Origin of the sequence: Pseudomaricurvus alkylphenolicus, assembly GCF_011683955.1 — a bacterium.
Taxonomy (GTDB): Bacteria; Pseudomonadota; Gammaproteobacteria; order Pseudomonadales; family Cellvibrionaceae; genus Pseudomaricurvus; species Pseudomaricurvus alkylphenolicus.
This window is the reverse complement of record NZ_JAAQPI010000017.1, coordinates 73352-85248: the sequence shown is the minus strand read 5'-3', so window position 1 is coordinate 85248 and position 11897 is coordinate 73352. Positions and strand designations below refer to the sequence as shown.

The window sequence follows — 11897 nt, the reverse complement described above, 5'->3', positions numbered from 1 at the left end:
GCTCGGCAAGGCCCGTTACTCCGGGCAGTGGTAAACTCCAAAAGTCCGTGAGCCGGCAGCGACATTGGTCTCGATAACCAGGGCATTGGGCGGCACATTGGTCTCCATTTCCAGCGCCTCATTGCGGGCCAGAATCAGAATCTCCTTTTGTACACGTTCAGCATTGCGTGGAAAAACCGAGATTTTGTCCTGAGTATGACCCGTAGACCACCCCAGAAACTGGCAGTGGATAACCTCTTCCGCGCTCTTGACCAGCAGTTTCTCTGATCCTGGCGCAGGCAAAATGGAGGCACAGGCGGACATCATCATACCCGTCGCGACCAGAATAGTCGGTTTAATGTACGGCAACCCCTTCAAAAACCGCATGTCTTCTCCTGTTTGCTCATCGTATAGTCATAGTAATGTCGCAGCATTCTACATAATCCCCCAAGCGGGATCACTACCCCTGTCAGGCGTTACATGCTTTAATGATTGCCGCAAATTTGATCGACCCAGAAGGAATACACCTGCCATGACCATCAGCAAGCTGGAACAGCTGAAAGCCATTACCGACGTGGTTGCCGATACCGGCGACATCGAGGCGATCGCCCGCTTCAAGCCCCTGGATGCCACCACTAACCCTTCCCTGCTGTATAAGGCTGCCCAAATGCCCCAGTACCAGCATCTGCTGGACGAAGCCCGTCAGGCCGGGGGGGGTGACATAGGTCTGGCCGCAGACCATCTCGCCGTGGCCATCGGTCGTGAAATTGTGCAATTGGTGCCCGGCCGCGTATCCACAGAGGTGGACGCCCGTCTCTCCTTTGACACTGAGGCCAGCATCAACAAGGCCCGCCACCTGATCGAACTCTACGAGGCCTCCGGTGTGGAGCGTTCGCGCATTCTGATCAAGATCGCCTCCACCTGGGAAGGTATCCGCGCTGCCGAAGTGCTGGAAAAAGAAGGCATCAACTGCAACCTGACCCTGCTGTTTGACTTTACCCAGGCCGTGGCTTGCGCCGAAGCGGGTGTGACCCTGATTTCGCCCTTTGTCGGCCGCATTCTGGACTGGTACAAGGCCAATACCGATGTCAAGGAATACACCTCAGAAACCGATCCCGGTGTGCTCTCCGTCACCCGGATTTATAACTACTACAAACAGCATGGCTACAACACCATTGTGATGGGTGCCAGCTTCCGCAATACCGGGGAAATTGAAGGCCTGGCCGGCTGCGATCGACTGACCATCAGCCCACAGTTGTTGCACGAACTCGAGGAAGATCAGGGTGAACTGGCGCAACGCCTGTCTGCGGGCAATACCGGAGAAGCTCAGCCGAAGGAGAGCTTTGACGAAGCCCACTTCCGACTGGCCATGAACAACAGTGCCATGGCCACCGAAAAACTGGCCGAAGGCATTCGCAATTTCATCAAGGATCAGGAAAACCTGGAGCGTTTGCTGGCGACGAGTTAACCCTCGTCGCGTCAATGCAGAGGAGGTGCCCGTAGCGGGTCGATGGGTACCTCAGACTTCTTCCGGCAACAGCGGCTCTTGCTGTTGCAATTCCCAGAGATGGGCATAGTGTCCACCGCGGGCCAGCAGCGCTTCGTGATTGCCCTGTTCCACAACCCGTCCCTGATCCAGCACAACAATATTATCCGCATCGACAATCGTGGATAGCCGATGGGCGATCACCAGGCTGGTTTGCTCCCGGGAAATTTCTTCAATCGCTTTCAGGATACTTTGCTCAGAGTGACTGTCGAGGGACGAGGTGGCCTCATCAAAGACAATAATGGGCGGGCGCTTCAAAATAGTCCGCGCAATCGCCACCCGCTGTTTTTCACCGCCGGACAATTTCAGCCCCCGCTCACCGACAACCGTCTCCTCGCCCTTCGGTAGCTGGCGAATAAAATCTGCAAGATGCGCCAGACGAATAGCCTCCCAAACCTCTTCGTCGCTGGCGTCGACGCGGCCATAGCGCACGTTTTCAAAAATCGAGGTATTAAACAACACCGTGTCTTGTGGCACGACACCGATGGCACCGCGCAGCGAGTGTTGAGTGACCTGGCTGACATCCTGGCCATCGATCAACACCCTGCCTTTATCGGCATCGTAAAAACGAAACAACATTTTTGCCAGCGTCGACTTGCCCGCACCGCTGCTGCCGACAACCGCCACCTTGTGCCGCGCAGGTACGCTGAAGCTGACACCGTTAAGGATACTGCGATCCGTATGGTAGCCGAACTGTACCTGTTCGAATTCAATGGCTCCTTCACGAACCTGCAGCTCCGGCGCGTCCGCAATATCCGTGACCTTGGGTTCCACTTTCAGCAACCCAAACATGCTTTCGATATTGGCCATCGAGCCCTTCATCTCCCGATACACAAAGCCGAGAAAGTTCAGGGGCATAAAAATCTGCATCATAAATGCGTTAATCAGAACGAAGTCACCCAAGGTCATGCGCTGATTGGTCACTTCGTGGGCCGCCAATACCATCGCTGCGGTCATGGAAACGGCAATCACAAAAGACTGACCGCCATTGAGCGCAAACACCGACAAACGATTCATTCGCCTGGCCTTTTCCCAGTCTTGCAGCTCCCGATCGTAGTGCTCTGCTTCGTGCTTCTCGTTAGTGAAGTATTTGACGGTCTCGTAGTTCAGTAAGCTATCGACCGAGCGGGTACTGGTTTGGGATTCCGCCTGATTGGCCTGACGTACAAATCGTGTACGCCATTCAGTCGCCACCACCGAGTAGGCAACATAGGCAACCACCGCCAGCGCCACAATCACCCCAAACCACACGGAATAGTTCCACACCAGCAGACCGATCACCATGACGATTTCCAGCAAGGTGGGTACGATATTGAACACCATAAACCGCAGCAGAAAGGCGATGCCATTCGTGCCCCGTTCAATATCGCGGGAGAGGCCACCGGTGCGACGATTGAGGTGGAAATCCAGATCCAGTGCATGCAAATGCCGGAACACCTTCAATCCAACCCGGCGCATGGCTCGTTCGGTGATGCGCCCAAATAAGGTATCGCGGAGCTCACCAAATAACACATTGGAGAAGCGCACGGTACCATAGGCCAACAGCAGGCCCAGCGGGATGGCCAACGCCGTGCCCACCTCACTGCTTTGATCCAGGTCATCGACAATATGCTTGAGAATAAATGGTAAGCCGACGCTTGCGAGCTTGGCCATCACCAGGCACAACAGCGCCAGACCCATGCGGGTCTTGAATTCAGTCAGGAAGGGAATCAGGGTTTTCAGGGTCGACCAGTTGACGTCGCCATAGGCGACGTCTGTTTTCATACTGCGCATGGGAAGGGCTGAATTTGCTGTAAACGGGTGCCCATGCTAACGCCCATTGGCTGTCAGCGTCTATTTGAATATTACTCTCAATCGCGGTACCCGATAAAGCGGGCCGCGCTTGGAATTACCAGTAGACGTCGGGGATTTGGTCGGCTACCTGAGTAGAGATAAAGGGCCCGCGCCGGGTCTTGTCCACCTTGAGGGACTGGCCCTCACAGTTTTTGGCGATATCCGCCTCGAAGCTGCCCTTGAAGTAGGGAATTTCATAAAGTGTGCTGTCGCCATCCAGGGCAAAAAAGACCTGATCAGATTCCGGTGGGCAGACGCTGATTCTGGCCTCACTCTGCACTTGCTGAACACCGTGGTGAAAATCCTTGAAGCGCAGATAGATTTCCTCGTAGCTGCCTCCTTCCAAGGTCATTTCGCACTCGGTGGTAAAACGAAAGGTGATGCTGGGCATGACACGGTCCTCGCTAATGAAATCGCGCCCCGAAACAGGCGCTGGTCTATGGCCCCACCCCCAATTCGCCTTAGTGAAGCCCATCCTTAGAAAGTGTAAGCAAGCTTTGCGATTGGCATTTAGACCATTTGTCTATAAGTTAACCGGGTTTTTAGCTTGAAACCTGTGCTTTTACCCCCGAAGCCCTGCCTGGAGCCTTTTGATCGGCTGCTATACTGGTTATCAGACCTTGACCCACGGGAGATAACACGGTGAGATTTGGGAGTCTTATAGCGGCCTTGGCTGCAATAGTGTTTACAGCCTTCAGCCAGGCGCAGACAGCCACTGCACTGGAAACCGACGTGCTGAAACCCAAGGTCGGCCACCAAGGGAGGGCCCTGGGCGCCCGAATTGAGTCAGTGGAGCACATTGAGGACGGCAAAGTTGTCAAGATCAAAGTCTCTATCCCCGCCCAGGACGACTCCGATATCGAAGAAGTAGTGGTGCTCGGTCAGCCGGAGATCATTACCAAAGTGCGACGCCCTGTGGAGCAAAAACAACGCTTTGAGGTGGTCAAGAATCTGGAACAGGGTCGCAGTGGCGTCATTATCTACCTGGGAAAACGCCAGGATTTTGCACTTAAGTTGAACTACACCGAAGACTCGCCCGACGTAGAACCGGACGTATATAACCGCTGAATGAAGGCGTGCCGTGGTCTGAGACACTCAATACCGTAATCTGGACAGGTCTCTGTTCTCGAATTCCCCTAGCTATTAGAATGGTCGCCCTCATGAAGGAGCGAACATGTCTACCCCGTTTGAACCCCTGATCCAATCCTGCCCGCATCTGGCTCTCAGCGATACCGCCAAATGCTACGGTGCCAGCAAAGGCATGCCGCTTGTTCTGGTGAACAACCCCCACTGCAGAGCCGTGATTGCTCAACAGGGGGCTCAGCTACTGGAGTGCGAGACAGCCAAGGGGCCTCTGCTATGGCTCAGCCCCCAGGCCATATTCAATCCGGGCAAAGCCATTCGAGGTGGTGTACCTGTCTGCCTGCCCTGGTTTGGACCCCATAGTTCGGATCCGGAAAAACCTCAACACGGAATTTGCCGTAACCAGGACTGGCTCCTCAGCGCCGCCAATGCCCTGGACGACGGTCGTACCGAATTGGTCTGGTGTTTCGATCACTATTGCGAGACAGCCCATCCGCAATTTGAATTCACGTTTGGTGCTCAACTAACGATGATTCTTGGCGCCCAGATCGACCTCGCACTGAGGATCACCAACACCGACAACACCAATATGCCAGTAACCTGGGCCCTGCACAGCTATCACCCGGTCTCCGACCTGTCACAGGTGCGGATTTCCGGTCTGGAGAACTGCCACTATCTGGATAATACCCGCGATCGTGCTCGTACCACCCAGCAAGGGGCCGTGAGATTCAACGGCGAATTGGACCGGGTTTATGTCTCCGTACCCGATGAGCAGATCATCGAAACACAGCCCCGCCTGGCTGTGCAGGCCAGCAACAGCGGCAGCGCCATTGTCTGGAATCCGGGTACAGAGTTGGCTGCAGGCATGGCCGACGTGGGAGAAGACAACCACCTTGGCTTTGTCTGCCTGGAACGGGGCGACGCGGCTGACAATGCCCTGGATCTGGCACCCGGTGATCATCACAGCGCCCGAGTTTGCATCCGCTTCGCCGACTGAGTACGGCAATTTGGCCTTTTTTCATTGATCTAGAGCGTCGGACGCATCTCTTTTATGGCAGAACTCAGCGAATTACAACTCGCACTGATCGGATTGATCTTTATCTGGAGTGGTTTCGTACGCTCAGGTCTGGGCTTTGGCGGCGCAGTCCTGTCACTGCCGTTCCTGCTGATGGTTCACAATGATCCGCTGGTTTTCCTGCCGATCATCTCCATCCATCTGTTGGTATTCGCCTCTCTCACCGTATGGCAAAACAACCGCAACAAGGGCCATCCAAAGACAGACGACGGTCCAACAACAGAAGGGACCGTAGCCTGGGGGTACCTGAAAAAATCCCTGTTAATCATGATTATCCCCAAGCTGGTGGGGGTATTCGGATTGATCTTGTTGCCCAATACCTTAATGAGCGCGATTATTTTTGTAATCGTGGCGCTCTACTCGCTCACCTATATTTTTAACAAACCCTTTCGAAGCCAAAACCCCTGGCTCGACGCCCTGTTTCTGGTGTTGGGAGCTTACATCAGCGGCACCTCACTGATAGGTGCGCCACTCATTATCGCCGTTTACGCCAACCACGTGGCCAAACACCAACTGCGCGACACCCTCTTCGCCCTTTGGGTCATTCTGGTCGCCATCAAACTGGCTGCTTTTATCTACGTGGGTGTCGACCTGCAGCTGCGCCACCACCTGTGGCTGTTGCCCTGCGCCGCCGTCGGACACGTTATCGGACTGCGTCTGCACGATAGAATGCTGAATGCTGAAACACCCATCTTTTTCCGGGTACTGGGTAGCGTCCTGCTGTTGATCAGCGTGATGGGCCTGTATCAAGGACTCTCAGCGCTGTGAGCATCAAACTCATAACCCATCCCGACTATAGCTTCGACTTTCCCAGTCGACATCGTTTCCCGATGGAAAAATTCAAACTGTTGCACCAATACTTACAACAAAACGGTCTGGCGACCGACGAAAACACACTCCGACCCGGGCGCGCCAAACTGGAGCTGCTGCAACTTGCCCACTGCCCCGAATACCTGGACCGTTTTATCCACAATAAACAAACCCCGCAGGAAATTCGCCGCATGGGTTTGCCCTGGTCCCCGGGGCTGGTCAAACGCACCCTGATCTCCCCCAACGGCACTTTCCTTGCCGGACATCTGGCATTGCAAGAAGGCATCGCCTGCCATCTCGCCGGCGGTACGCACCACGCCCATCGGGATGCCGCCTCCGGGTTTTGCGTACTCAACGACCTGGCAGTGGCCGCCCTGGGACTGCTCCACGAATCCCGACGAACCACACTGCCAAACCCATCTATTCTGATTTTTGACTGCGACGTCCACCAGGGTGACGGCACCGCACGCATCCTCGAACACGAACCCCGCGTATTCACCTGCTCCGTTCATTGCGACAAAAACTTTCCCGCCCGCAAAGCCCGCAGCGATATGGATGTGGAAGTGCCACGCGGCACACAAGACGACGAATATCTGCACACCGTAAAAAACGCCTTCCTTAAAGCAATAGATCGAAGCAAACCCACACTGGTCTTCTACGACGCCGGCGTCGATGTCTATGCCGAAGACCCGCTTGGTCTGATCAATATTTCTCTGGACGGACTGCGAGCGCGAGAAAACCTTGTGCTCAATCTGTGTCGGGAAAAAGGCCTCCCGGTCGCCACCGTCATCGGCGGCGGCTATGACGACGATCGCGCTGCCCTGGTCCGGCGCCACGCCATGGTTATCGAAGAAGCCTTCCGTGTGTTCGAGGGATAACCGGGATGGTTAGACATATGGTGTTGCTAGCGGGGGAGTTGCTGAACCAACAGCGTCGGAATACCCAAATGATGACTCTTTAACGTAGCCACACGCGTACCGGGCTTGCGGCCATCTCGTACCGCCGACAAGGTCGCCTCACTCAAGCGCGCACAAACCGCCTCAATGTCTTCCGCCTGGTACGCGATACCCCAAAAATAATCTGCTCCCTTCAGACCTTTACCGGGTTCGATAATCTCCAACGTCAGCTTACCGCAACGAAAAAACACCATTCGACCGCCCCATTCCGGCACCGTCTGATCCAGAGCCAGACGCATGCCCAGATCACCAAAAAGGCGAATACAATCATCCGCATCCGACGTATAGAGCACCAAATGATCCACCCGGGGAATCGCCGCGATTGCGCTCCACATATCCTGCAACTGCGACTCACCGGGAGCATGATCCAAGGTCAGTTGACGGGATTGCAATGTGATCGGCAAGCTGCGGCTAGCCTCCGACTCCAGCTGTACGCCCTGCAGAGAATCTTGCTCACACTCCAATACCAGCCCCCAGAGCCCAGGCTTCTTCTCAGGCAAACACAACAACTCCAACACCGTATTCTGAAGGTAAAACCATGCTGCAGAGACCGTCTCTTCACCGACGGAAACTTCGCCCCGCCAACCAGGCTCTGAGCCAAACAAATACTGATATTCCGAAACCGACTGATCGAGATCGGCGCAGGCAAATTGAATACGGTTGAACGCGGTTACATTAGGCACGGGGACATCCTTATAAAACGACAGATTCGCTGAGCAAGAGAAGAAAACCCTACCCCGCAGCACCAGGCCGTTCAAGAGCAATTCGTGACAGCCCAGTCACAGAAATGGCTGGAAACGACAATGCGAAAACACAATATTGAACCAATATTAATGAGGCACCAAACTCGGAGAACCACAGACTAAAAGGTGGCTGGTTTGTGCCATAACCGGAAGTTCATAATCCTGGTTCAGGGCACCATGGGCGTTCGATAATGTCTGCAACGACCGCACGACGTAGGGTGGATTAGAAGCGCTTTGCGCTTCGTAATCCACCGATCCGCCGAAGGTTTAAATTGGCGGCGGCCGTGTACAAATCACCTGTTGCAGGCACATTCAAGGGTGTTAAAAACCGGGCCGAAGCCAACGAACAGCTCCAGCGGAACCGTCGGATTACGCTCCGCGAAGCGGAGCTAATCCGACCTACGCGGGAAGAAAATCCTGCCGTTTCGAACTTCCGGTTATGGCACTCAGCGGTCTATCAGTCCTTGATCACTCTCTGTTGATCTCGAATATAAGATCATTTCCAGTTTGATGAATCTTACTGTTTTTTCTTTTTCTGCTGTTTCTTCTGCTTCTGATAATGCTTCGTCAACCGCTGCTTCTTCTGCAACTGCCGATCCGTCAACTTATTTTTACGACCCTCAAACGGATTCTCCGTCGTCTTAAACTGAATCCGCACCGGCGTCCCGTGCAAATCCAGAGCCCGCCGGAACGTCTTCTCCAAATACTTCGTATAATGCCCGGGAATCTTATCCGTCTGATTACCATGAATCACAATAATCGGTGGATTATGCCCCCCCGAATGCGCATAACGCAGCTTGATACGACGACCATTCACCATCGGTGGCTGATGCACCGACACCGCATCCTCCAAGATCTTCGTCAAATGATTGGTTGACAACTTATCCGTGGCGGAGTGGAAAGCCTTCTCAATCGACTCATACAGGTGCCCCACACCCGTACCGTGCAATGCCGAAATAAAATGCACATCCGCAAAATCAATAAAACGCAGCCGACGATCCAACTCCGTCTTAATATAATCCTTCTGCTCGCTCTCCAGACCATCCCACTTATTTAACGCCACCACCAGGGCACGACCACTGTCGATCACCTGCCCCATCAAATGCAGATCCTGGTCCACAATCCCCTCACGGGAATCCATCACCAACACCACCACATTCGCATCTTCAATAGCCTGCAGCGTCTTAACGATAGAAAACTTCTCCACCGTCAACTTCACATTCTTACGACGACGAACCCCCGCCGTATCAATAATCGTATAAGGCTTACCGTCGCGCTCGTAATCAATATAGATACTATCGCGGGTGGTGCCAGGCATATCGTAAACAATCACCCGATCCTCGCCCAACAAACGATTCACCAGAGTCGACTTGCCCACGTTCGGGCGCCCGACAATCGCCATCTTGATACCACGATGCTCTTCTTCCTCCACCTCTTCCTGAGGAGGAAACTTACCCAACACCGCCTGCATCAAACTCTTAACACCGCGCCCCTGAGTCGCCGTGGTGGGGTAAATATCCCCCAGACCCATCTCATAAAACGGCGCCACCGCCATATCAAAATTCTGGCCGTCGACCTTATTGGCAACGATATATGTTTGCTTACCATTGATACGCAAATGTCGGGCGATCATCTCATCCGCAGCCGTCAGACCATCCCGACAATCCACCATAAACAACACCGCATCGGCCTCATCCACCGCCTGCAGAGACTGTTCGGCCATCGCCTCATCAATGCCTTCCTCGTCGCCACTGATACCGCCAGTATCAATCAGCATAAACTTATGCCCCAGCATCTCGGCCTCGCCGTATTTGCGGTCGCGAGTCAGACCGGCGTAGTCCGCCACCAGCGCATCGCGGCTCTTGGTGAGACGGTTAAACAGGGTGGATTTGCCTACATTGGGGCGCCCCACCAGGGCAATTACAGGAATCATCGGGTCTAAATACCTACTTGGTAAAAACAGCAAGGCCAGAGCGGCGTTGTGCCACTCTGGCCTCAGTATACATGAATCGGGTTTGGCCCTGGGGCTACCTGACCTTCAGGGCCTCCAGCTCACCGCTGTTGCCGTAGACGTAAAGCACATCGCCCACGCCCAGCATGGGTGAACGTACGCCATCGCCGTCAACCTTGCGGCGGGCCACAAACTCACCATTGGTCTGGTCCATGATGTGCACATAGCCTTCAAAATCCGCCACGGCAACATAGCTGCCAAAGGTCTGCGGGCCGCCCAGCTTGCGGCGCACCAACAGATCATTTTCCCACATCAGTTGACCGTTGGTGGCGTTATAGGCCTTAACCTTGTCGTCCGCATCGGTGACAAAGATATAGCCGATACCGGAAGCCAGGTTGTTGTAACTGGATTCGCTCTTGGCCCAAAGTCCACCGCCAGTACCACGGTTAAGCGCCACCAGACGCCCCTGATAGCTGCCGGAATACAAGATATCACCCACCAGCAGAGGCGCAGCGTTGATGTCGATAACCCGCTCCAGCTCCGAACGGCCCTGGGCAATCGCCACGCGTTGCTCCCACTGCAGAGTGCCGTCTTTGACATCCAGCGCCAGAATCTTGCCCGTGGCGAAACCCGCATACACTGATGTCGGGGTCACCACCGGGGTAGCCGTACCGCGCAGAGTCAGCGCGGGAATGGTGTTGTCGTACATCCACAGCTTGTCGCCACTGCCGACGCTGTAACCATGAATCTTTCCGTCCAGGGTCTGAACAACCACTTCGGAACCATTGCTCTGAGGGGGTGCCAGGACTTCTCCGCCCACCTCAGCGCGCCAGAGTTCCGCGCCATCGCTGGCATCCAAAGCAAGCAGTTCACCATTGAGGGTGCCCAGAAAAACCTGGCCCTGGTTGGCGCCGACGCCACTGGCGACACCGGTCTCCAGCTCCACTTCCCAGTTGACCCTGCCGCTTTCCAGGTTAAACGCCTTTACCAGGCCTTCGGCATCCACCGCAAACAGTTGGTCGCCGGTGGTAGCCGTGGGCAGCAAGGTGTATTTTTTACCGGCGCCAATGCCGACATCACCCGACCAGACATCGTCAACTTTGACGGTTGCGTCAAAATCGACCAGCTCCGCCGGTTCCAGGTCGATTTCGTCATTGGAGGAACAGGCCGCCAGCAGCGCCAGCAGCGCCGGAATCAGTATCCGTTTCATGAATTTTCTCCCTCTGCGGCCGTTTTCAGGTCATTGATCTTCATTTGCAAAAGCTGCGAACGGCCCTGGGATTCCTCTGTCAGATTGTCCAATGCCAGCTGATAGGCTGCACGGGCCTGGCCACTGTCACCCTTGGCCAACAGGGCATCGCCACGAATTTCGGCAAAAATCGCTTTAAACACGCCACTGTCTTTGTCTGCCACCAGGGCCAGAGCCTGGTCGTACTGCTTAAGATCCATTTTGACGCGCGCCAGACGGGAACGGGTGAGCTTATCCAATGCCGCATCCGGTTTTTGGTCCAGCACCCACTGCAGCTCCGCCGCCGCGCCTTCCAGATCGTCCCGCTCAACGGCCAGGCGGGCCAGGAACAGTGCCGCCTGGCTGGCATAGAGACTGTTGGCGTGGTCGGATTTCAATGCCTCGGCCAAGTGATTGACTGTGGCTGTCTGCTCTTCCGTCAGTTCAGAAGCCGGATCAATAGCCAGCGCCTCCACCAGATTCTGGTAGCTGGCGGATGCCGTCTCAGCCTGCGTGCGCTGGTGGTCCTGCCAGCCCTCCCAGCCCAGATAACCACCTACAGCCAGAATCACACCGAAGACGGTGGATTTGCCATTTTCTGCCCACCAGCGTTTTAACGCCTCGAGCTGCTCTTCTTCTGTTAGGTGTGCGGTCACAAAAAGCTCCTGATGGATCCTTGGGCTGCCGATCTGG

General features: G+C 54.9%; 12 protein-coding genes. 5 read left to right on the top strand and 7 right to left on the bottom strand.

The genetic code is table 11. From position 1 onward, the window contains the following. Positions 1–15: 15 nt before the first annotated feature. Positions 16–366 carry a DUF4156 domain-containing protein gene (locus HBA55_RS30485; RefSeq protein ID WP_166999330.1) on the bottom strand — a complete coding sequence of 117 codons (351 nt, stop codon included), beginning with the start codon at positions 364–366 and terminating at the stop codon, positions 16–18. A 145-nt stretch (positions 367–511) separates the two neighbouring features. On the opposite strand from HBA55_RS30485, the gene tal reads away from it, so the two are divergent. Further along, positions 512–1447 carry a transaldolase gene (gene tal / locus HBA55_RS30480; RefSeq protein ID WP_166999328.1) on the top strand — a complete coding sequence of 312 codons (936 nt, stop codon included), beginning with the start codon at positions 512–514 and terminating at the stop codon, positions 1445–1447. A gap of 51 nt (positions 1448–1498) precedes the next feature. On the opposite strand, the gene HBA55_RS30475 is transcribed toward tal, so the two are convergent. Beyond that, entirely contained in the window at positions 1499–3298 is a 1800-nt protein-coding gene (locus HBA55_RS30475; RefSeq protein ID WP_166999325.1) for an ABCB family ABC transporter ATP-binding protein/permease, read from the bottom strand. Positions 3299–3413: 115 nt separating this feature from the next. Beyond that, on the bottom strand, positions 3414–3749 hold the full coding sequence (locus HBA55_RS30470) for a hypothetical protein (protein ID WP_166999324.1): 336 nt from the start codon (positions 3747–3749) through the stop codon (positions 3414–3416). 251 nt (positions 3750–4000) lie between these two features. Between HBA55_RS30470 and HBA55_RS30465 the strand changes: the two genes are divergently transcribed. The 4 genes from HBA55_RS30465 (at position 4001) to HBA55_RS30450 (ending at position 7204) form a co-directional block, all read left to right on the top strand. After that, the gene (locus HBA55_RS30465; protein WP_166999322.1) at positions 4001–4426 is read left to right on the top strand and encodes a hypothetical protein; all 426 of its coding nucleotides are present in this window, start codon (positions 4001–4003) and stop codon (positions 4424–4426) included. A gap of 106 nt (positions 4427–4532) precedes the next feature. Beyond that, the gene (locus tag HBA55_RS30460; protein ID WP_166999320.1) at positions 4533–5438 is read left to right on the top strand and encodes a D-hexose-6-phosphate mutarotase; all 906 of its coding nucleotides are present in this window, start codon (positions 4533–4535) and stop codon (positions 5436–5438) included. A gap of 54 nt (positions 5439–5492) precedes the next feature. Continuing rightward, positions 5493–6284, top strand: a complete 792-nt coding sequence (locus HBA55_RS30455; protein WP_166999318.1) for a TSUP family transporter — start codon at positions 5493–5495, stop codon at positions 6282–6284. Next, positions 6281–7204 carry an arginase family protein gene (locus HBA55_RS30450; RefSeq protein ID WP_166999316.1) on the top strand — a complete coding sequence of 308 codons (924 nt, stop codon included), beginning with the start codon at positions 6281–6283 and terminating at the stop codon, positions 7202–7204. Before HBA55_RS30455 ends, HBA55_RS30450 begins: the two co-directional genes overlap by 4 nt. 26 nt (positions 7205–7230) lie before the next feature. On the opposite strand, the gene HBA55_RS30445 is transcribed toward HBA55_RS30450, so the two are convergent. The 4 genes from HBA55_RS30445 to HBA55_RS30430 all read right to left on the bottom strand — a co-directional run bounded on the left by HBA55_RS30445 (position 7231) and on the right by HBA55_RS30430 (position 11860). Then, positions 7231–7965 carry a VOC family protein gene (locus HBA55_RS30445; protein WP_166999314.1) on the bottom strand — a complete coding sequence of 245 codons (735 nt, stop codon included), beginning with the start codon at positions 7963–7965 and terminating at the stop codon, positions 7231–7233. A gap of 577 nt (positions 7966–8542) precedes the next feature. Beyond that, entirely contained in the window at positions 8543–9958 is a 1416-nt protein-coding gene (der, locus tag HBA55_RS30440) for a ribosome biogenesis GTPase Der (protein WP_166999312.1), read from the bottom strand. A gap of 94 nt (positions 9959–10052) precedes the next feature. Next, positions 10053–11186 carry an outer membrane protein assembly factor BamB gene (bamB, locus tag HBA55_RS30435; RefSeq protein WP_166999310.1) on the bottom strand — a complete coding sequence of 378 codons (1134 nt, stop codon included), beginning with the start codon at positions 11184–11186 and terminating at the stop codon, positions 10053–10055. After that, the gene (locus HBA55_RS30430; protein ID WP_166999307.1) at positions 11183–11860 is read right to left on the bottom strand and encodes a tetratricopeptide repeat protein; all 678 of its coding nucleotides are present in this window, start codon (positions 11858–11860) and stop codon (positions 11183–11185) included. The genes bamB and HBA55_RS30430 overlap by 4 nt, the downstream gene beginning before the upstream one ends. Positions 11861–11897: the final 37 nt, after the last annotated feature.

What these genes read in the sequence shown, in the direction of transcription:
- HBA55_RS30485 (WP_166999330.1), bottom strand. Translation starts at nt 366, where the DNA reads ATGCGGTTTTTGAAGGGGTTGCCGTACATTAAACCGACTATTCTGGTC.
- tal (WP_166999328.1), top strand. Translation starts at nt 512, where the DNA reads ATGACCATCAGCAAGCTGGAACAGCTGAAAGCCATTACCGACGTGGTT.
- HBA55_RS30475 (WP_166999325.1), bottom strand. Translation starts at nt 3,298, where the DNA reads ATGCGCAGTATGAAAACAGACGTCGCCTATGGCGACGTCAACTGGTCG.
- HBA55_RS30470 (WP_166999324.1), bottom strand. Translation starts at nt 3,749, where the DNA reads ATGCCCAGCATCACCTTTCGTTTTACCACCGAGTGCGAAATGACCTTG.
- HBA55_RS30460 (WP_166999320.1), top strand. Translation starts at nt 4,533, where the DNA reads ATGTCTACCCCGTTTGAACCCCTGATCCAATCCTGCCCGCATCTGGCT.
- HBA55_RS30455 (WP_166999318.1), top strand. Translation starts at nt 5,493, where the DNA reads ATGGCAGAACTCAGCGAATTACAACTCGCACTGATCGGATTGATCTTT.
- der (WP_166999312.1), bottom strand. Translation starts at nt 9,958, where the DNA reads ATGATTCCTGTAATTGCCCTGGTGGGGCGCCCCAATGTAGGCAAATCC.
- bamB (WP_166999310.1), bottom strand. Translation starts at nt 11,186, where the DNA reads ATGAAACGGATACTGATTCCGGCGCTGCTGGCGCTGCTGGCGGCCTGT.